General features: G+C 71.3%; 21 protein-coding genes and 1 other RNA gene. 7 read left to right on the top strand and 15 right to left on the bottom strand.

Features of this window, described 5'->3' with window-relative positions; translation table 11 throughout:
• Window positions 1-127 precede the first annotated feature (127 nt).
• Window positions 128-337, bottom strand: a complete 210-nt coding sequence (locus tag ACLBYG_RS24025; protein ID WP_447683142.1) for a hypothetical protein — start codon at window positions 335-337, stop codon at window positions 128-130.
• 410 nt (window positions 338-747) lie between these two features.
• Between ACLBYG_RS24025 and ACLBYG_RS24020 the strand changes: the two genes are divergently transcribed.
• Window positions 748-2,187, top strand: a complete 1,440-nt coding sequence (locus ACLBYG_RS24020) for an 8'-apo-carotenoid 13,14-cleaving dioxygenase (protein ID WP_447683141.1) — start codon at window positions 748-750, stop codon at window positions 2,185-2,187.
• A 41-nt stretch (window positions 2,188-2,228) separates the two neighbouring features.
• On the opposite strand, the gene ACLBYG_RS24015 is transcribed toward ACLBYG_RS24020, so the two are convergent.
• On the bottom strand, window positions 2,229-2,864 hold the full coding sequence (locus ACLBYG_RS24015) for a class I SAM-dependent methyltransferase (protein WP_447683140.1): 636 nt from the start codon (window positions 2,862-2,864) through the stop codon (window positions 2,229-2,231).
• Between the two features lie 398 nt (window positions 2,865-3,262).
• On the opposite strand from ACLBYG_RS24015, the gene ACLBYG_RS24010 reads away from it, so the two are divergent.
• Window positions 3,263-3,658, top strand: a complete 396-nt coding sequence (locus ACLBYG_RS24010; protein ID WP_447683139.1) for a hypothetical protein — start codon at window positions 3,263-3,265, stop codon at window positions 3,656-3,658.
• 193 nt (window positions 3,659-3,851) lie between these two features.
• Here ACLBYG_RS24010 and ACLBYG_RS24005 read toward each other — a convergent pair whose 3' ends face one another.
• The 5 genes from ACLBYG_RS24005 to ACLBYG_RS23985 form a co-directional block, all read right to left on the bottom strand.
• Complete coding sequence (locus ACLBYG_RS24005) at window positions 3,852-5,108, bottom strand: extracellular catalytic domain type 1 short-chain-length polyhydroxyalkanoate depolymerase (RefSeq protein ID WP_447683138.1); 1,257 nt, start codon at window positions 5,106-5,108, stop codon at window positions 3,852-3,854.
• A gap of 72 nt (window positions 5,109-5,180) precedes the next feature.
• A complete protein-coding gene (locus ACLBYG_RS24000) occupies window positions 5,181-5,600 on the bottom strand; it encodes a CopG family transcriptional regulator (protein WP_091681679.1) in 420 nt (139 codons plus the stop codon).
• 229 nt (window positions 5,601-5,829) lie between these two features.
• Complete coding sequence (locus ACLBYG_RS23995) at window positions 5,830-6,519, bottom strand: hypothetical protein (protein ID WP_447683137.1); 690 nt, start codon at window positions 6,517-6,519, stop codon at window positions 5,830-5,832.
• Window positions 6,520-6,672: 153 nt separating this feature from the next.
• Window positions 6,673-6,894, bottom strand: a complete 222-nt coding sequence (locus ACLBYG_RS23990) for a hypothetical protein (protein WP_447683136.1) — start codon at window positions 6,892-6,894, stop codon at window positions 6,673-6,675.
• Between the two features lie 104 nt (window positions 6,895-6,998).
• Entirely contained in the window at window positions 6,999-7,823 is an 825-nt protein-coding gene (locus tag ACLBYG_RS23985) for a cobalamin B12-binding domain-containing protein (protein ID WP_447683135.1), read from the bottom strand.
• A gap of 389 nt (window positions 7,824-8,212) precedes the next feature.
• Here ACLBYG_RS23985 and ACLBYG_RS23980 point away from each other — a divergent pair, with 389 nt between their 5' ends.
• Complete coding sequence (locus ACLBYG_RS23980; RefSeq protein ID WP_447683134.1) at window positions 8,213-8,443, top strand: DUF6894 family protein; 231 nt, start codon at window positions 8,213-8,215, stop codon at window positions 8,441-8,443.
• A gap of 297 nt (window positions 8,444-8,740) precedes the next feature.
• Here the strand turns inward: ACLBYG_RS23980 and ACLBYG_RS23975 are convergent, their stop codons facing one another.
• Window positions 8,741-9,034, bottom strand: a complete 294-nt coding sequence (locus ACLBYG_RS23975; RefSeq protein ID WP_056530538.1) for a hypothetical protein — start codon at window positions 9,032-9,034, stop codon at window positions 8,741-8,743.
• 264 nt (window positions 9,035-9,298) lie between these two features.
• Window positions 9,299-9,471: a transfer-messenger RNA gene (ssrA, locus tag ACLBYG_RS23970) on the bottom strand.
• A 163-nt stretch (window positions 9,472-9,634) separates the two neighbouring features.
• Here ssrA and ACLBYG_RS23965 point away from each other — a divergent pair.
• Window positions 9,635-9,790 (top strand): hypothetical protein, encoded by a 156-nt coding sequence (locus ACLBYG_RS23965; RefSeq protein ID WP_447683133.1) that lies wholly within the window; start codon window positions 9,635-9,637, stop codon window positions 9,788-9,790.
• A 162-nt stretch (window positions 9,791-9,952) separates the two neighbouring features.
• Entirely contained in the window at window positions 9,953-10,471 is a 519-nt protein-coding gene (gene msrA, locus ACLBYG_RS23960) for a peptide-methionine (S)-S-oxide reductase MsrA (RefSeq protein WP_447683132.1), read from the top strand.
• 226 nt (window positions 10,472-10,697) lie between these two features.
• Here the strand turns inward: msrA and ACLBYG_RS23955 are convergent, their stop codons facing one another.
• From ACLBYG_RS23955 to ACLBYG_RS23940, 4 genes are all read right to left on the bottom strand, one after another.
• Window positions 10,698-11,453 carry an ABC transporter ATP-binding protein gene (locus ACLBYG_RS23955; protein ID WP_447683131.1) on the bottom strand — a complete coding sequence of 252 codons (756 nt, stop codon included), beginning with the start codon at window positions 11,451-11,453 and terminating at the stop codon, window positions 10,698-10,700.
• A gap of 8 nt (window positions 11,454-11,461) precedes the next feature.
• Entirely contained in the window at window positions 11,462-13,297 is a 1,836-nt protein-coding gene (locus ACLBYG_RS23950; protein ID WP_447683130.1) for a branched-chain amino acid ABC transporter ATP-binding protein/permease, read from the bottom strand.
• Window positions 13,294-14,169, bottom strand: a complete 876-nt coding sequence (locus ACLBYG_RS23945; protein WP_012329745.1) for a branched-chain amino acid ABC transporter permease — start codon at window positions 14,167-14,169, stop codon at window positions 13,294-13,296. Before ACLBYG_RS23945 ends, ACLBYG_RS23950 begins: the two co-directional genes overlap by 4 nt.
• 63 nt (window positions 14,170-14,232) lie before the next feature.
• A complete protein-coding gene (locus ACLBYG_RS23940) occupies window positions 14,233-15,396 on the bottom strand; it encodes an ABC transporter substrate-binding protein (protein ID WP_020094897.1) in 1,164 nt (387 codons plus the stop codon).
• Window positions 15,397-15,906: 510 nt separating this feature from the next.
• Here ACLBYG_RS23940 and ACLBYG_RS23935 point away from each other — a divergent pair.
• Window positions 15,907-17,100, top strand: a complete 1,194-nt coding sequence (locus tag ACLBYG_RS23935) for an alpha-hydroxy acid oxidase (RefSeq protein ID WP_447683129.1) — start codon at window positions 15,907-15,909, stop codon at window positions 17,098-17,100.
• 627 nt (window positions 17,101-17,727) lie between these two features.
• Here the strand turns inward: ACLBYG_RS23935 and ACLBYG_RS23930 are convergent.
• Entirely contained in the window at window positions 17,728-18,264 is a 537-nt protein-coding gene (locus ACLBYG_RS23930) for a DUF2059 domain-containing protein (RefSeq protein WP_100251818.1), read from the bottom strand.
• Between the two features lie 207 nt (window positions 18,265-18,471).
• On the opposite strand from ACLBYG_RS23930, the gene ACLBYG_RS23925 reads away from it, so the two are divergent.
• On the top strand, window positions 18,472-18,765 hold the full coding sequence (locus tag ACLBYG_RS23925) for a hypothetical protein (protein WP_026605213.1): 294 nt from the start codon (window positions 18,472-18,474) through the stop codon (window positions 18,763-18,765).
• A 63-nt stretch (window positions 18,766-18,828) separates the two neighbouring features.
• Here ACLBYG_RS23925 and ACLBYG_RS23920 read toward each other — a convergent pair whose 3' ends face one another.
• Entirely contained in the window at window positions 18,829-19,491 is a 663-nt protein-coding gene (locus ACLBYG_RS23920; RefSeq protein ID WP_020094902.1) for a ribonuclease H family protein, read from the bottom strand.
• Window positions 19,492-19,664 lie beyond the last annotated feature (173 nt).

The raw sequence follows: 19,664 nt of genomic DNA, 5'->3' as shown, positions 1-19,664 counted from the left end.
CGCGGAGTTTCGCTTCGGCTGCGCGCCCAGACCGGCGGCATCGCCGGCGGCCTCGGCCCCGGCCGCGACGGGCGGGCCCTGTGAGCCCGGATGCGTCACAGGGCCCGCCACCTTCGAGGCGCCTCGGCTACGGCTTGTTGGCGGGAGCCGGATTCGTCGTCGTCGCCGGAGGCGCAGGGTTCGCCGGCGCCGTGGCGGCGGGAGGCGGAGGCGGAGGCGGCGGGGGGGCCTCGGCCTTCTTCTCGTCCTTGCAGGCCGTGAGCGCGAGCAAGCCGACGAGCGGCAGCAGATGGCGAATTCGCATGAGCGTTCCTCCTGTCTGGGCGATGTAGGCCATGAGGAACGTCACCCGGCCGCTGTTCGATCCAGCGCGCAGCGAGCCCGGCCACTCGGACGATGCCGATTCATCGCGGGTACCGGCGAGCCACGGCCGCCGGCCCGATCCCGCGGGCCGGCATCACGGAACGACGCGGAGCGGACATCGCGAGAGCCGGCCTCGGGTCGGGAAGAGGCGCGCCGGCAACGTCCGCGACCCTGGATCACCGCGCGGAGGCAGACCGTCGCGAGACCACCCGCATGCGTCACGCGCGCCGCCTCCGGTCGCAGCGGCATCCGGCGGCACGCCGCCTCACCGCTTTCGGCTATACTGCGCCGTGAAGCGCGTGCGGCGGCCTCCGGTGGCGAGGACCCGGACGGCCTCGCGTCGGTGTCGCTCCTGCCCGCCGCCCCATCCTGGAAGCGCTGCCGATGCCGAATCGAGTCCAGTCGGCCTTCCGCGCGGCCGCCGAGTTCGGCGTCGGCCTGGTGGCGGCCTGCAACCGGCTGCGGCTGCCCAGGGCGGCGAATCCCTTCGTCGTCGGTGTCCACGCGCCGATGCGCGCGGAGCTGACGCTGGAGAACCTGCCGGTCACCGGGACGATCCCGCCCGGCCTCGACGGCCTCTATCTCAAGATGGGGGCGAACCCCGTCCGCGCGGCGACGCGGGGCCACGACTGGTTCCTCGGCGACGGCATGGTGCACGGTCTCGCGCTCGAGGGCGGCAGGGCGCTGTGGTATCGCAACCGCTGGATCGGCTCGCGCACGGCCGCCGCGGCGCTCGAGCGGCCCGCGGCGCCCGGGCCGCGGCGGGGCGGCAACGACACCGTCAACACCAACGTCGTCGCGATCGGCGACCGGATCTTCGCGGTGGTGGAGGCCGGCAGCTTCCCGGTCGAACTCTCGCCCACCCTGGAGGCTCAGCGCTACAACCCGTTCGACGGGACGCTGGCCGGCTCCTTCAGCGGGCACCCGCACCGCGACCCGCTGACCGGCGAGACGCACGCCGTCGCGTATGACGGCCGCGTCTGGGACAGCGTGCGCCACGTCGTCCTCGCCCCGAGCGGGCGGGTCGTGCGCGATGTGCCGGTCGCGGTCGCGCACGGCCCCTGCATCCACGATTGCGCGATCACGGCGCGCTTCGTGATCGTGCTGGACCTGCCGGTCACGTTCTCGTTCCGGGCCCTGCTCGCCGGGTACCGCTTCCCGTTCCGCTGGAACCCCGGCCACGGGGCCCGTGTCGGCCTCCTCCCGCGTCAGGGCGACGGCGCCGACATCGTCTGGTGCGCCGTCGAGCCCTGCTTCGTGTTCCACACCGCCAACGCCTACGACGACGCGGACGGGCGGGTGATCCTCGATGTCGTCGCCTACGGGACGGTGTTCGCCTCGGCCGCCGGCGGGCTCGATACGCCGGGCCGGCTCGAGCGCTGGATCATCGACCCGTCGACGGGTCGGGTCGAGCGGCGCGTGATCGACGCGGCGGCGCAGGAATTCCCCCGCATCGATGAGCGGCGCCTCGGGCAGCGCCACCGCTACGTCTACACGGTCAGCGTGCCGGCCGACGGCAACACGCAGCTCGCCGGTGCGACGCAGCTCTACAAGCACGACCTCGAGACGGGCGCGCGCCACGTGCACGACTTCGGTCCCGGTCACGTCCCGGGGGAGTTCGTCTTCGTGCCGGCGCGGACCGGGGCCGATGAGGACGAGGGCTGGCTCGTCGGGCTCGTGATCGACACCGCCGGCGAGGTGACCGACTTCACCGTCCTCGACGCGCGGGCGTTCGACGCCCCTCCCCTCGCCCGGATCCGCCTCGGGCACCGGATCCCCCCGGGCTTCCACGGCAACTGGTTCCCGGCGCGCGGGCCGGCCTGAGAGACCGGGCGCGGTCCCGGTGACGGCCGAATCCGGACCGATCAGGCCGCGGCCGTCCAGCCGACCACCGCCGTCACGGGGTCGCCGGGACCTCCCGCGGGCTTGAGGACGCGCCGCTCGACGCGGACGAAGCCGGCGCGCTGGAGGTACAGGCCGACGAGCTGGGCATGTCCCCCACCGTCGAGGGCACTCCAGATGGCCACGGCCTTGGTCGGGAAGCAGCGGTTCGAGAAGCTGATCACCGCCGGGGCACCGGGGCGCAGCACGCGCGCGACCTCGGACAGGACGGAGACGGGGCGCTGGAGATACTGGACCGAGACGCAGATCAGCGCGGCGTCGACGCAGGCCGTGTCGAGCGGCAGGCGCGGCTCGGTGTTGAGGTCCTGCACGAAATGCCGGGTCAGGCGCGGGTTGGCGGCGAGTTCGGCGGCGTTCAGGCCGTGACCGGTGACGCTGGCATACGCGACCTCGTCCGGCAGGTGGCTGACCCAGCTCGACATCAGGTCGAGGACGTCGCCGCCCGCCGGCACGATCGCCCTGTAGAGGTCGGTGACCGCCGCAACCGCGGCGGCATCGATATGGGTCACGAAGCGCGGTTGCGCGTAGAAGGCGGGATCGGGATCGCGGTCGTGCTTGGCGAACGCCTCCGGGGGAAAGTCCGGCAGATCCTGGGTCATCGTAGCGCGCTTCCGGATCTGACGGCGCGCCGGCTCCGAGAGACTGCGCGCGAACCGTGGATTGCGTGCGCGTGTAGAGAGAGCCGGGACGCCCCGCGGCCAGATGTCCACGTCGCCGCATCGGCACGGGGACGCCGGCGAGGCCGCCACCGGGAACGTGGGTCGTGACCGGCAGCTCTCGCGGCCGTATCGTGGGACGTCAGGCTCCGTGGCCGGCACAGCGGCCGAAGGGAGTGCAGCATCCCCCCTCGCCTCTTCGCCGACCGCATCCACGGCGTGTCACGCCCCCTGAGGACAGACCGATCGCACGCGAAACACCATCCCGCAGCGGCCCGAGCCAGAGCGCCTCGCGACCCACCGAGCACGAAGCCGCCGGCCGGTCCTGCGGGTCCTGCACGATGTGCTGTCGTGTTCTGGCGATCCCCGCCCTCGGCAAGCCGGCCGGGATCCTGTGCCGGCACAACACCGGAACCGGCTGCGGGATCTACAGCGAACGTCCGGAGGCGTGCGCCCGGTGGGACTGCCTCTGGCGCAAGATCGACGCCCTGCCGGACGCGCTCAGGCCCGATCGATCGGGCGTGATGTTCTCGTTGGACAATCGCCCCCCCGCGGCCGATACGGCGGGCGCGGCCTGCATCGTCGGGCGGGCACCGGGGGGCATGGGCGCCTTCGACCGGCCAGACGTGATCGAGGCCTTCGCCATGTTCATCCGCGAGGGCTCCTGGCCCGTGTGGCAGGTGTCCGAGAACGTCGCGACCCTGGTGCATCCGGGTCCGCGGATCCCTCCCCCTTGATCGACGGGGTGCGGGCAGGCCGGATGACGGGACGCGCGCATGGCGATCCGCCCGCGTCGACGCTCCCGGTGACCCGTCCGTGCCCGCGCGCTGAACGGACAAGGCGAGGGCCTCGTCCCGGCCAGCCCGCCGCGACGGAGGACAGGGCCGCGACCGGGCGCGCGATCCGGCAGGGTCGACGGGCAAACAGCGCTCAGGATCGGGCACCGGCCGCGCGCGCGTGCTCCAGGAAGAAGCGGATCATCTCCCGGCTCGCGTCCGGGCCGCGCGGGTCGGTGAACGAGCCGGCCGGGCTGCCGCCCGACCACGCGTGCCCGGCTCCGTGCAGAACCCACTGCTCCACGATGGCGCGGCCGGACGCGTCCGAACGGACGGTGCGGGTGTAGTCCACCCCGTCCGGTGTCCGGCCCTGGGTCACCGCTGTGCGGAGTTCCGGGTCCGACGGCCCCTGAGCGGCCACGCGATCGCCGTTGGCCGCGTGCACCGTGCGGTCGCGGTCGCCGTGGAACACGATCAGCGGCACGGCGTGGCGTTGTCCCGTCGCGCGCGCGCCGTCCCCCTTCATGGCCGCGAAGGCCGAGGGCACGTCCCGCGCGGAGCCGCAGGCCAGGCCGGAATGGACGCCGATCGCCGCGAACAGGTCGGGGTAGGTCATCGCCAGGATCGCGGCGGCAGCCCCGCCCGCCGACAGGCCCGCCGCGTAGACCCGCCTGTCATCGGCCGAGAACTCCGCGATCACCTGCCGGACGATGCCGGCGATCAGGGCGGGCTCGCCGCCCTCCCGCTGCTGGTCACCGGGCTCGTACCAGTTCCAGCACCGCTGCATGTTGGCCGAGCGCGGCTGCTCCGGATAGACCACCAGGACGCTGCGCGCCTCCGCGACCGCGTTCATCCGCGTGCCTGCGGCGAAGTCGTCCGGGTTCTGCGTGCAGCCGTGCAGCATCACCACGACGGGCAGGGCCTGGCCGGTGTAGCCGCTCGGTACGTAGACCTTGTAGTTTCGGGTCCCGGCCGCGCCGGTGAACGTGCGGGCCTCGAAGCGTGCCCCCTCCGGAAGCCGGGGCGCGGCCGGCGTCGCGCCGTCCCGCCCGTCGCGATCCGTGCCGATGCCGGCCTTCGCCAGCGCCTCCTGGACGGTGCGCATCACGGTGCCGGCGATGTCGCCCGCGGATCCGGTGTGGGGATGGCGGCCCGGACGTTCTCCGGCCGTCTCCGGCGCGACCCAGGCTTCGCCGGGAGCGGAGGGCGCGACCATGTCGAGGATGTCGGCCGCGTCCGCGCTCGGCGCACCCGTCCCGGCGGCGCTCCGGGCCGCCCCCGACCACAGCCTCAAGGCTGCGGCCTGGCGCTCCTGAAGCCTGGCCATCGCCTCCGCGGCGCGGGCGGCACGGGCCGGGTCGACCTTCGGGAACGCGAAGCGCGTGAAGGCGGTCTTCGTGGCGTGATCCATCGGACGGGTCCTGGCTGAGCGGGAAGCGGGCGCGGCGGGGTCCGGCCGCGTCGGCGGGGAGAGGTGGCGGCGTCAGCTCGTCCGGTCGGCGAGCGCCGCCTTGACGGCGGGACTGGCCTGGAAGGCGCCGAGCACCTCGACCGAGGCGATGGCGGCGCGCGCCAGTTCGGGCGTGACGTCGAGGGCGATGCTGGCCAGCCCGAGCACCTGGATGTGCAGCGGGGCGCCCGCGTCGCGCGCCGCCTCGAGCGCCTGCTTCGTGTAGTGCGACAGGCCGAGGCTGAGCTGCTTCCGGCTGACCGATTGCCTGACGGCCTCGCCCTGGCGCTCGATCTGATTGCGCACGGCGGTGCGGATGAAATCGGCACGGTTGGCGTAGAAGCCGTCGCGCACCATCAGGTCGATATGGCCGAGGTCGACGAATCCGAGGTTGAGCGTGATCTTCTCGCTGTCCGGCAGCCTGGGTCGTAGATCGTGCACCTTGTCGGCCATACAAACCATCCATACGACATCCGTTTGGATGGTTTGGAGATGGTGTGCGGATGCGGCGGCGCAAGGGTTGCCGGTGACGACTCCAATCCCAGGGGCCGATCGCGACGTCTTCGAGGATGCGCGGAACTGCCTCGAGGACACGACCAGCGTCGCGTCGGATCGAACCGCGGCAGGGCGCGGCCCCGCTGGGTCTCGCCGCGAGAAATCGATTCCGGATCCGGACGGGTCGTCAGCTTTGAGGCCGGCGCGCGGTCGGTGCGGCCTCGTCCCATTCGCGATCCTGCTCCGCCAGCAGGGCGGCGCGACGGGCCGCCGCGCTCGCGGCGTCGCATGACGGTGCCGCCCCGGCCTCCTCCAGGGGACGCGGAGGAACCGGATCGGACGCGCGAGCGAGGCGGGTGAGTGCGGCGACGACGTGGTCCACGTCACCGGATGTCACGGCGCCTGTCCGGAGGAGCCCGAGACGCGAACACGTGGCGATGTCCGCACAGGATGCGTCCGCGAAGCGGAGCGCCGCGATCTGATCCGCCGCGAGGGGCAGGCATCCGGCCGGCAGCCCGCGCAGCCGGCCGAGCCGCCGCGCCCGCGTGGCCTCGGGTGTGTGCATCTCCCGCGCGCCCGGGAGCCAGCGCGCCAGCACGTCGAGGATGAAGTGCCGGACGCGCTCGACGCGGATGGGACCGAACTTCCTGATCGTGGCGATCGCGACCGGTGAAGACTGGGCCAGATGACCGAGATCCGGGAATCCGGCCTTCCGCAGGCGGGCGCGCAGGGACGCCGTCAGCAGGCCGCGCCCGAAGCCCTCGGCCGACAGACGCCGGATCATGTCCGGGGACAGGTCGTCGAAGAGGGGAAGGCGGGCGCCGACCTCGGCCATGAGGTTGTCGGACCAGACGGCGCGGAGGGATCGGTCGGGCATCACCGCGGCCGATAGGGCACTTGCCGGGTGTCCGCAACGAACCGTCACCGCGGGCCCGAGGGACGGGCGCGGAACGGACCGTCGGACGCGGCATCGCTGGTCGCTCGCGACCGGCCCTGTCCCGCGCGTCGCCGCGGAAACCGTCCGATCAGACTACGATCTCACCGCGGTCAGTTCCTGGAGAGCGCAGTCGATCGCCCGGATGATCTGCTCGCTGGTTCGAACTACGTCAGCGTCTCGCGATAGAGCGACGACCGCTTGCTGCAACGCCCGGAACTGATCGAGCCGGATGGCCGGATCGAGACCGCGCGCGACGGCCGACTGTACGAGGCCGCGGACGAATTCATGCGCCAGTTGCTCGTCGAACGCCTGCAAATTCCGGATCTCTGCCTCTCAACCGCGACATGTCTAACACCGTCGGGATGAGAAGAGATCCGCGCAGCGCCGAGGCGCCGGATCCGGCCCCCGGCCGCACGGCGTCATCGCGCGAGGGTGGCCTCCGCGATCCGGACGGCCGATTGCGCGTCCGCGGCGACGGCGTCCGCGCCGACGACACGGGCGCTGGCAGGCTCCCGCACGAAGAGCGGCCCGCCGACGATGACGCGCAGGTCCGGGTTGCACGACGCGGCGCGCAGTTTCGCCACGGACACCGCCATCACCGGCAGGAGGATGTCGCAGGACAGCGAGATGCCGACCAGATCGAACTGTTCGGCGCGGACCAAGCTGGCGGGGTCCTCGTCCGCTCCGTTGGTCAGGACCACGTCCCACCCCGCCTCGCGGAAGAAGCTCGCCACGAGCGCGAGGCTGAAGAGATGGGTCTCACCGGGACAGGGCATCAGCAGGACGCGGCGACCGTTCGCCGTCACGTCCACGCCCTCCAGATCCGCACACAGGGCGCGGGTCAGGTTCTGGAGGCGACCGAGCGCGAGCGCCACGTCGAGGAAGTCGGCGGCATCGTCTTCCCAGAGCTCGCCCAGATACCGCGCTGCGGGTGCGAACAGGTCGAGCAGCAGGGCATCCAGCGACAAGCCCTCTTCCAGGAGCGCGCGCACCCACTCGGCGTGCGGTTCGCCCTCCATCAGCGCTTGAGCGAGAGCGGCAACGCGCTCAGGCGTCGGTGATCGCGTCGTCGACGCGGGCGACGGCGGATCCGCCCGATGCGCGAGCGCCAGACGCGGCAGGATCTCGTCCTCGACGATCCGGGCGAGACCGGCCTGGATGATGGCCGAGTTGCGTTTGGCCGCTCCGTGAACGGACCAAGTCCGTCGGTCGACGCGGGCGCGCGCGACACCGATACCGGCCATTTCAGGCATTGGCTCCCCCGCCGACGCGGCACTATATGTTTTGTATCGGCACTAGGCAACTCGATTAGCGAAATATAATTCCGATCGCGGACGGATGATTTTGGCTACAGCCTGACGGAACTCACGCGCGCCGCGACCGGTGCGGGCTGTACAGGTCGGTACCGGCACAGAACTGCCGCCTCGGATGACGGTTCCCGTCAATCCGGCACGGTGGACAGGGCGCTCCGGGGCGAACGATCTCTTCACCGAGAGAGCCGGTCCTTCCGCGCCGCGGCGATTGATCCAGGTGAGTGCCCGCGCGCCGCCTTTGTGCGAGCGTAGACGATTGTGGGCTCGGCGGCCGGTGACCGCGTGATGCGCGCTGCTATGTCCAGTCGGCGGAGAGCCCGATGCCGCGATATGTCATCGTCACATCCGATCACATCACGGTCAAGGACGACGAAGGCGTGCAACTTTCCGGTCGGGACGCGCTGCGCGACACCCTTCGCCGGCTGCTGACCGACATCCTGCGCGATGAGGGCTATCGCACCGAGGTGAACGCGTTCACCGCTCAAGCCTACGACGAAGCGGGCAAGCTCGTGATGAGCGCGAGCGCCAGCTTCTCGGCGACAGATGTGTAGGTTGCAGCCTGTCCGTCGCCGAGGCGCGGGCGCTCCGTGGCCGCGGAAGCAGATCGGGTTCTCGCTGATCGACGGTGCGGCGGGTACAAGATCAGGGATGACGGAAGGCCTGCCGCGCTCGGCTGGTTTCACCGGCGGTCACCCCGATTCCCTTGTCCTCGGCCGGGATCGCGGTCTCAACATTCCCGAGACGGAGCTTAGCCCAGGAAGATGGCGAGCAGTTCGCCGGAAACTGTCGCCGTGCGCGGACCGCCTGGACGGGCCCGCGCCCGGCGGCAGGCGCATCCACGGAGTGCCTCAGTCGCGCGCCGCCTCGACGCTGGCGCGATCGACCACGGCGCGCAGCGCCTCACCGCCCTCCATGGCGAACCAGGCCCGCAACATGTCCGTCGTCTCCGGCGTGTCGCCGGGCCGCTCGCGGAACAGGTCGGCGCAGCGAGCCAGCTCGCGCGCCACGAAGATCTCCAGGAAGGCCGCACCGCGGGTTCTCGCGAGTTCGGCGAGAGCGTCCTCCAGGACGCGCCGCATCATCTCGCCGACCATGGCCGAGATGTAGACGGCCTCCGCGCTGCCCTGTTCGGGCTCGTTCAAGCAAGTCTCCGATCTGCCCGGACGCGACCCCGAACTGAACAACGGGCAGACGATAAAGGCGGGTCCCGAGGCCGAAGCCTCGGGTTCTGTTGCTAGGCGTACCCACGCCCCGGAAGATTACGCCGCGAGGCGCATCTCCATGCCGACGTTGTCGTTGGCATTTAGAGTTTTGGTCAGGTGCCCGGAACGAGGGTTGCCCGCGCCGAGCCGGTCGAGTCCTTACCGAAAGCCGCATCTTACCCTGCCGAGGCAGGGCAGAACTCGCGATCCCTTTACCGCCCAGTCGAACCTGTTTCACCCCCAGCAGAAGCACCCTGGCAGCGCGCGATCCGCAACGCCGGACGCTCGCCCTCGTCCCCGCGCGGTATCCGGGGCAAGATGCTTCTGGTGGAGGCGCCGGGTACCGCCCCCGGGTCCTGAAGCGTTATTACGAACCGGTCATCAACCTCGCAGCCACCGTAACCCATCCCGGCCCGCCGGTCCATCGCGTGCACGCAGCGATCTCGGCCGGACATCGGTGGCGCCGCGGCCGCCGCGTGCCCATATGCGTGCGATCCCTCCGCGCAATCCCGTGCTCTGGGCTACGAAGCGGAGGCCGAGATGGCACGCGAACTCAAGACCGGCAAAGCGCAGGGCGTCACGCCCGAGGACTTCAACGAGCGCGTGAAGCGGCTCCTCGCCGACAAGCCGGATCCCCGCAAGGCCGAGCCGGCGCGGAAGAATTTCAAGGTCAACACGCCGCTCGTGCGGAGCTGACAGGCCGCTTCGGAGACGTTCGCCCGGCAGCGAACGTCTTCTCGGAACCCCGCGCGTGCTCGTGCAGGCATCGCAGGCATGGCAAGCTACGAGGCCGCAGCGCGAAGCGCCTCGGGATCCCTATATCTGCGCGATCAGTGGAACGGCTCAGGAGGAGCGACGATGGAAACCGAGAGGGCGGTGCTGGCCGGTGGTTGCTTCTGGGGCATGCAGGACCTCATCCGGCGCCAGGAGGGCGTCGTGTCGACCCGCGTCGGCTACACGGGCGGCGACGTGCCGAACGCGACCTACCGCAACCACGGCACCCATGCCGAGGCCATCGAGATCATCTACGACCCGGCGCGGACGAGTTTCCGGCGCATGCTGGAATTCTTCTTTCAGATCCACGACCCGACGACGCCGAACCGCCAGGGCAACGACAGGGGCCCGAGCTATCGTTCGGCCATCTTCTACACCGACGAGGGCCAGCGCCGCGTCGCCGAGGAGACCATCGCCGACGTCGACGCTTCCGGCCTGTGGCCGGGCAAGGTCGTGACCGAAGTGGCGCCGGCCGGCCCGTTCTGGGAGGCAGAGCCGGAGCATCAGGACTACCTGGAGCGGCGTCCCGACGGATATACCTGCCACTTCATCAGGCCCAACTGGGTGCTGCCCGCGCGCGCGCCCGCCACCCAGAACGCGTAGGCATATCGGCCCGAGGCCGCCGGACGGTCGGCGGCCTCGGGCTTCACGGTCGCGACGGTACCGCCGGCGGCCGCCGAGACGCGCCGGTCGTGACGCCGGCGGGCTCGCGGGCCGAGGCGCGTCCGACCGCCGCCGGACCGCCGCGTCGCGGACGCAATTCCGTCCGGCGGTGGTTGCGCGCGCCTCACCGCGCGAGCGACGAAGTCGCCGACGAGGCCCGGTGCGGTCAGCCCGCGAGTTCGGGCCTCGTCCGTCCGCCGAGATAGGCCGACCGGATCTCGTCGTTGGCCCAGAGGGCGTCGGGGGCGCCCTGCAGGACGAGCCGGCCCGTCTCCAGCACGTAGCCTCGATCGGCGACCGAGAGCCCCATCCGGGCGTTCTGCTCCACCAGCAGCACGGTGGTCCCGCGGCGGCGCACCTCGGCGATGATCGCGAACACCGCCTGGACGATCACGGGGGCCAGGCCGAGCGAGGGCTCGTCGAGGAGCAGGATGCGGGGCTTGGCCATCAGGCCGCGTGCGAGGGCCACCATCTGGAGCTGGCCGCCCGACAGCGTCCAGCCCAGGGCGTCGCCGAACCGGCGGATGTCCGGGAAGAGGTCGAACATCGCCTCGACCTCGTCGCGCAGCACCCGCTTGCCGAGGCCGGCGCGGTTGGACGCGCCCAGCATGATGTTCTCGCGCACCGTGAGCCCCGGGAAGACCCGGCGCCCCTCCGGGACATGGGCCACGCCGAGCCGCACGATCGCCTCGGGCTTCAGGCCCTCCAGCGGCCGCCCCTCCAGCAGGATCGTGCCGGCGGCGGGCCGCACCAGCCCGGAGATCGCCTTGAGCGTCGTCGACTTGCCGGCGCCGTTGGACCCCAGCAGCGTCACCACCTCCCCGGCTCCGACCGAGAAGGACAGGCCGCGCACGGCCTCGATCTCGCCGTAGCGGACGACGAGGTCGCGGATCTCGAGGAGTGGCGTGGCGGGCGTCGTCATCGCTGGGGTCACGCCGGGGCGAGGTCGGTCTTGAGGCTCGCCGCCGGACCGGCGGCGGCGTCCTCGCCGAGATAGGCCTGGATCACCGCCGGCTCGCGCAGCACGGTCGCCGTGACGCCGTCGGCGATGCGGCGGCCGAAGTTCAGCACGGTGACGTGGCTGGCCACGTCGCTCACCAGCGTCATGTCATGGTCGATGATCAGGATGGTCAGGCCCTTGGCGGCCATCCGGCGCAGGAGCACCGTGAGGGCGTTCTTCTCGCTCGAATTGAGCCCCGCGGCGGGCTCGTCGAGGAGCAGCAGCGCGGGGTTGCCGGCCAGCGCCCGCGCGATCTCGATCAGGCGCTGGTGGCCGTACGAGAAGCCGGAGATCGGCTCCAGCGCCCGCTCCTCCAGCCCCACGAAGGCCAGCGCCGCCCGGGCGCGGGCCTCCAGGCTCGCCCGGTCGCGGGCGCCCGAGGGGTTGTTGGGCCGCTCGGCGCCGATGACCACGTTCTCGAGGGCGCTCATGGAGCGGAACAGGCGGATGTTCTGGAAGGTGCGCCCGATCCCGGCCGCCGCCCGCCGGTGCGGGGACAGGCGCGTGACGTCCTGCCCGGCCAGCCGCACGGTGCCGCCCGTGGGGCTGTAGAGGCCCGACAGGACGTTCAGCGTCGTGGTCTTGCCGGACCCGTTCGGGCCGATCAGCGCGTGGATGCCGCCCCGCGCCACCGTGAAGCTCACCGCGTCCACGGCCTTGAGGCCGCCGAAGTGCTTGGACAGGTCCGACACCTCCAGCATCGGCGCGGCGGACGCCTCGCCCTGGCTCAGGGTCAGTTCGGCGGCGGGTGGTGGGACCGGGCGGCCGCGGCGCAGGCGCCGGACCTGGTCGCCGAGGAAGCCCCAGATCCCGTCGGGCATGAACACCACGATCAGGATCACCGCGAGCCCGTAGATCGCGAGGTAGAGCCCGGGGATCTCCTTGAGGAAGCGGAGCCATTCCGGGATCAGGATCAGCAGGGCCGTGCCGATGACGGCGCCCACCGGCGAGCCGACGCCGCCGAGCAGCGCCATCGTCAGGAACACGATCGACTCGGCGAAGGCGAACTGGTCCGGGCTGATATAGGTGAAGCTGCCGGCGAACAGCCCGCCGCCGAGCCCCGCCAGCAGCGCCCCGAGGGCGAAGGCCGCGACCTTGGTGCGGTAGATGTCGATGCCCGAGACCCCCGCCGCGAGCTCGTTGTCGCGCACCGCCCGCATGGCGCGCCCGAGCCGCGTCCGCGGCATGTGCCAGACGAGCCAGCCGACGACGGCCAGCACGAGCACGCACAGGGCGAGGTAGCTCTGCCCGTCCGCGAACAGGGCCGGGCGGCGGATGTTCGGCACGCCGTCGGGCCCGTGCGTGACGGGGATCCAGTTGGTGAGGACCAGCGTCAGGATCTGCTGGAACGAGATCGTCACCATGGCGAGGTAGTGGCCGCCGAGCCGCAGCGTGGAGGCGCCGAGCGCGGCGCCCAGCACGACCGCGAGACCGAGGCCGGTGAGCAGGCAGATCCAGAAGTTCAGGCCCCCGTCGACCGTTCCGAGCCCGACCGCGTAGGCACCGATCCCGAAGAAGGCGGCCTGGGCGAGGTTGATCTGCCCGCACAGGCCGAGCACCACGGTGAGGCCGATCACCGCGATGGCGTAGGTCGCCGCCTGCATCAGGATGTTGAGGGCGTAGCCGCTGAGCGGCGTCGTGGCGGCCACCGTCACCAGGGCGGCGGCCAAGACCGCGTAGGCGAGGCTCCCGAGGGGCAGGCGGCGCGGCGGGCGCGCCGGAGCCGCTGCGGCCGGGCCGGCGACGGTGGAGGGGCGACCGCTCATGCCTTCTCCGCCACGCGCTCGCCGAACAGGCCCTGCGGGCGCACGACCAGGAACACCACCAGCACCAGGAACGCGAAGGCGTCCTTGTAGGGGACCGAGATGTAGGCCGCCCCGAAGGTCTCGATGATGCCGAGCGCGAGGCCGCCGATGATCGCCCCGGTGACATCGCCGAAGCCGCCGATGATCGTCGCCGCGAAGGCCTTGAGGGCGATCGTGGCCCCCATCTGGATCGACACGAACAGCACCGGCGCCACCAGGATGCCGGCGATGCCGCCGAGCACCGCGCTGTACACGAAGGTCAGCATGATCATGCCGGCCACCGGGATACCCAGGAGGGCGGCCATCTCTTTGTCCTGGGACGTCGCCTGAAGCTTCTTGCCGACCAGAGTGTGCTCGAAGAACCAGTACTGGAACGCCACCAGGGCCGCCGTCACCGCGATGATCAGCAGGTACTGGCTGTCGAGGAAGACCGGCCCGAGCAGGAACCCTTGCGTCTCGAAGACGGGCGGGAGCACCTGGGGCTGCGGCCCGTAGAGGGCGAGCGTCGTGTTCGCCAGGAAGATCGAGGCGCCGATGGTCGAGATGATCACCGGCAGGTAGCTGCGGTGCCGCAGAGGGTAGTAGACGCCGAGATTGAACAGGGCGCCGAGCAGCGCCATCCCGCCGAGCGTCAGGAGGAGGGAGAGCCAGTAGGGCCACTGGAGGTCGACGGCGAAGACCACCATCAGGAAGGCCGCCACCATCGAGAACTCGCCCTGCGCGAAGTTCACCACGTTGGTGGCGCGGAAGATCAGCACGAAGCCGAGCGCCACCAGGGCGTAGACGGAGCCGATGCCGATCCCGGTGAAGAGGAGCTGCAGGATCAGGTCCATGCGGTCCGCACTCTCGCCTCCTTCTCCGGATGTCGTTCACGCACCCCGAACACGTCGGCCGGCTCACCCTTGGTAGAAGTCGATCCGCCGGTCGAAGACGATGTTGCCCTTGTCGTTGCGCACGACGTTGTAGCCGTGCAGGCCGTCGCCGTTCTTGTCGAAGTTGTAGGTTCCCTCGGCGCCCTCGTGGCCGCGCACCGCCAGGATCGCCTCGCGGACCGCCTGCGGGTCGGTCTTGCCCGCCGCGTTGATCGCCTTGGCGAGCACCGTGACCGCGTCGAAGGTCCAGGAGGACTGGTTGTCGGGCGCGATCTTCATCGCGGCGCGGTAGGCCTTGCCGTAGGCGCGCGCGGCGTCGCCCGACTCCTCGGCGTAGTCGGCCACGCCGTAGGTGCCGTAGAGGGACGGCCCGGCGAGCTTCAGGGCGGTGACGTTGGTGATCGAGGGCGAGCCGACCCAGGGCGCGGTGACGCCGAGCTGGCGCAGCTGCCGGGCGAAGATGCCGATGTCGTTCTCGAAGGTGAAGTACGAGCCGATCACGTCGGCGCCCGACTGACGGATCGCCAGCACGACCGGCGTGAAGTCCTGGCTCTGGTTGGTGTAGCCCTGGTCGAGGGCGACCGTGGCACCGCCCTTGGCGAGGCTCTCGGTCAGCGCCTTGGCGCCGCTGGTCCCGAAGGCGTCGGTGGAGTGGATGATCGCCCACTTCTTCTTACCCAGCCCGTTGACGCCGTGCTCGGCGATCACCCGGGCCGAGAAGGTGTCGTTGGGGCGGAAGCGGAACAGCCAGGGATTGCCGAGCTGCGTCAGGACCGGGTCGGTGCCGCCGAAGCAGACGGGTTTCCCCGTCTTCAGGATGTCGGGCGCCATCGCGTGGTTCTGGGTCGAGCGGATCGAGCCGAGGAAGCCGACGAGGTCGCCCTGCGACGCCAGTTTCGAGAAGGCGAAGACCGCGCCGGGATTGGTGGTCTGATCGTCCTCCGTGACGATCTCCAGGGGCTTGCCGAGCACGCCGCCGGCCTTGTTGACCGTCTCCAGGGCGATCTTGGCCCCGGCGAGCGCGTAGCGGCCGGCATCCGCGCCGGGCCCCGTCACCGGGAGCACCATGCCGATCCGGACGGTCGACCCGGCGCCCTGAGCGCAGGCCGAGCGGATCACCCCCGGCGCCAGGCCGCCCGCGACTGCGGATGCGGCCCCCGTCAAGAAAACGCGGCGCGTCGTCCTCATTGGCGTATCCGTCCCACCGCCGATGCTCAGGCCCGGCGTTGGCGACGATGGTCCCTATTCCGCGCGCCGATGTCTATCCTGCAAACCTTCGACGCTCAGCTTCGATGAGAAGAAGCTCTCGGATCGTCACTCGACCGCTTTCGCTGCGGTGCGGCGAAGGCGAAGACGATGACGGCGAGATACCGCTCGCATACACTCTGTCCTGACGCGCGCTCGGAACGCGAAGATCCGAACAGGCGCGATCCGGAATGTGTACTTTCAGGCAGAGATCCGGCGTTCCTCTGCGGCGCGGGCGAGCGCAACAGGCGCTATAGGATCGGTGTACGCGCGGGAGAGGCCTGACGCGACCGGCGCATTCGGCGAGGAGGCGCTTCCGTTTTCCAGCGAACCGTTGCACCGTCGAGCTTCCAGCACGGGGCATCGCGGCCTGAAGCGCGCGGCGTACGAGCGGGCGCGAGCCCGCCTCAACCGCGACCGGCCCCGTCATCCAGTCGCGAGGCCGAACCTCCCATGGCGCCCATCATCACGACGGTCGAGGATCTGCGGCGGGTCGCCAAGCGGCGGGTGCCGCGGATGTTCTACGATTACTGCGATTCCGGTTCGTGGACGGAGTCGACCTACCGCGCGAACGAGGCCGATTTCGCCGACATCAAGCTCCGCCAGCGCGTCGCGGTCGACATGACCGACCGTACCCTCGCCACGACGATGGCCGGTCAGGCCGTCGCGATGCCCGTCGCCCTGGCGCCGACGGGGCTCACGGGCATGCAGCACGCCGACGGCGAGATCCTGGCGGCACGGGCGGCGGAGGCGGCGGGGGTGCCGTTCACGCTGTCGACGATGAGCATCTGCAGCATCGAGGACATCGCGGAGAACGTCAGCAAGCCGTTCTGGTTTCAGCTCTACTTCATGCGCGACCGCAGCTTCAACGACCGCCTCATCGACCGCGCGAAGGCGGCGGGCTGCTCGGCCCTGGTCCTGACGCTGGACCTCCAGATCCTCGGGCAGCGCCACAAGGACATCCGCAACGGCCTGTCGGCCCCGCCGCGGCTGACGCCGGGCACGGTCCTCGATCTCCTGACCAAGCCCCGCTGGTGCTGGTCCATGCTGCGCACGCAGCGCCGGACCTTCCGCAACATCGTGGGGCACGTGGACGGCGTGCGGGATACCCGCTCCATCTCGGCCTGGACGGCGGACCAGTTCGACCCGCGCCTGGACTGGGACGACGTACGGCGGATCCGCGACCGGTGGCAGGGTCCCCTGATCCTGAAGGGCATCCTGGACGTCGAGGATGCCGAGAGGGCGACCGCGACCGGGGCCGACGCGCTCATCGTCTCGAACCATGGCGGGCGGCAGCTCGACGGCGCGCCCTCGTCCATCGCCGCGCTTCCCGGAATCGCGGACGCGGTCGGCCGGCGCGTCGAGGTGCTGATGGACGGCGGGATCCGCTCGGGCCAGGACGTGCTGAAGGCCGTCGCCCTGGGCGCGAAGGGCGTGTTCATCGGCCGCGCCTTCCTCTACGGGCTCGGCGCCTACGGCCAGGCCGGCGTCGCCCGCTCCCTGGAGATCATCCGCACGGAACTCGACATGACGATGGCCCTGTGCGGCCATCGCGACATCCGCGCCGTCGACCGGTCGATCCTCTGGACGCCCTCAGCGCAGGAGACCCGGGAGGATGCGCCGCCCGTGCGGCGCATCGGGCCCTGACGGCGGGCGACCGCCGGTCCGATGCGGGCCTTCACGGTGTCGCGGTTCCCGATCCGAATCCCTCGCCAATCGCGCGTCGCCGCGGCCGAGGCGTCCAGCGCGGCACCGGGCCGGGCCCTCGCGCCGAGCCCGGGCCACAACGACAACGGCGCAGCGACCCGTGGGGTCGCTGCGCCGCTGGATCGGGCCGCCGAGGGGGGAAAGACGGCCTGCTGAATTCAATATGCCAGAAGAGCCGTCCGGGAGGTGCGCCCGAGCACATCCAAAAGGATGTGGCGCGGCAGCGACAGAGATCGGCCATCACCTGTGGACAGCGCGAAGCGCCCTCGATCCGTCAAGGTTCAGGAGCGAGCGTGATGCCCTCACCACCGATCCGACCCAGCCATGTTCGCCAGCCCGCACGCCTTCGTCCTGCACCATCGCGAGCGCCTCGCCGTGCTCGTCTCCTCGGCCCTGTTCCTCGCGGGCGCGCTGCCGCTGTTCTGGGCCATCGGCTGACCGTTCAGGCCCGCCGCGCTGACCGAGCGTCCGGGTACGCCGTCCCGGCGCCCCGCATCGTGTCCGGCCTATCGACGCCTTCGAAGCAGGGCGCCGCTCCGCTCGGAAGGCGTCGCGGCCCGGGGAGGCTCAACGCGGCTTCGCCGGTCCGCCCGGCGCCCAGCCGTGGGCCTGGATGGCCGTCGTCAGCTTGCCCTGCATCTCGGGCATCACCGACTGGATCCATTGCTGCATGCCCGCGAGCTGGATCTGAGCGAGCTGCGGCTGGGCCGCCGCGAGGCGCTTCCCGGCGGGGGTCGCGTAGAAGGCGGCGATGGCCTGCAACTCGTCCTTGTTCAGCACGGTGGCGAAACCGCGCGCCTGGATGTCGAGCAGCTCGTCGTAGTGTGCCGTGAGCGTCGGCATGACGACCTCCTGCACCAGCACCTGCGCCTTGTCGGGCTCCTTGATCCCGATCTGCTGCATCATGCCGATCATGGGGGCCGCCATCGAGCCGAGCGTCGCGGCGCGATCACCCTGCATCTGCGCGACGGTCTCCCGGGCAACCTTCAGCAGGGCCGGATCCGGCGCGGTCGTGGGCGCGGGCTTCGGGGCCGGTTGTGCCAGTGCCGCACCGATCGGGAAGGAGGTCAGGCACAAACCGACGACGAGGGCAGAGAAGCGCATGGCGGTCCCGTTCACGAGCGCCGCGCGGTCCTCAAGGCCGCGCGGCCGGTCCGGGTAGCTACCACAGCTCCGAACAGGATCGATGACAGCGCCGGATCGCCCGGCACCGCGTCGCGCGCGGCGGGCCCTGAACTCGGGGTGCCGATCAGCACCGAGATCCGGCGGTCGCGGGCTCATGGTGTCCGCATCGAGGAATGGGAGGACACCATGCGTCAAACGTTTCTGCGGACCGGCGGTGCGGCCGCGCTGGTCGCTCTGGCACTCTGCGCCACCCCGCCGGCCGCTCAGGCGCGCGGCATCGGCGTCGGCGGCGCCGTGGCGCTGGGCATCCTCGGCGGCGTCGTGGCCGGGAGCGCCATCGCGTCCGCCAACAGCGGGTACTACCCGGGTCGCCCCGTCTACGCCGCGCCCGACCCGTACGGCGCCTGCCACTTCGAGCGCCGCGCGTACATCGACCCGTACGGGTACGAGCACATTCGGCGGATCGAGGTCTGCGAGTAGGCCGAGCCCCGTCCCGGAGATCGCGGAACGGCGACCCGGCGTCGCCGCGCGCGGCCTCGCCCGCTAGGCCCGGCCTGATCGCAGGCGTGCGACCTCGCTCGGCCCGATCTCCAGGTAAAAGCGGATCGCATCGTCGACGAGTGCGTCGGGCGTGACACCCGCCGCCTTCGCGGCCCGAGCGACCTGGAGGCCGAGCGCGAGGTCGATCCGCAGGTCGGCGCCCCGGCTCGACGGCGCCGGTGCGGCGGTCGGGGCCGGTACGGGCGCGGCGCTGCTCCGCGACTCGAGCTTGCCGAGCTTCGCTTCGCGACGCCCCCTGTGGACGAGCGCGTCGGCGCGCTCGTTGAGGCGGTCGCCGGCATGCCCCCGGACCCAGGTCCACTTCACGTCCCGCGCCGCGTTCAGTTCGTCGAGGCGCTTCATGAGATCGACGTTCTTCACGTCACCCGTCGTCGAGCGCCAGCCCCGCGCCTTCCAGCCGCGCATCCACTCGGTCACCGACTTGACGACGTACTGGCTGTCGCACCGCATCTCGATCGCGGCCCCGGCGGGGAAATGCTCGAGGCCCTTGATCGCGGCCGTCAGTTCCATCCGGTTGTTGGTCGTGGTGCCGGGCTCCCCGCCGCACAGCTCGATCGTGCCGTCCGGGGCCGCGATGACGACGCCCCACCCCCCCGGCCCGGGGTTCGGGTCGCAACCGCCATCGGCATAAACGATCGTTCGCATCGTGGCGTCAGCCCTCTCGTACGGGTGGTCGGTGGACGGGCGCCATCGAGGCCCGACATCGGCCGACCGATGGTCGCCCCGGCCCGAGCCGGCATCGCCGGCGAGCGCGGCGGCACCTCTAGCACCGATCGCGCGCCGCGGCAGGGCCGGGTGAGGCGCGCGTCGGCGAGCGA

Source organism: Methylobacterium sp. D53M, from assembly GCF_053345625.1.
The sequence above is the reverse complement of the archived record's forward strand: the minus strand, read 5'-3'. Positions and strand labels throughout refer to the sequence as shown.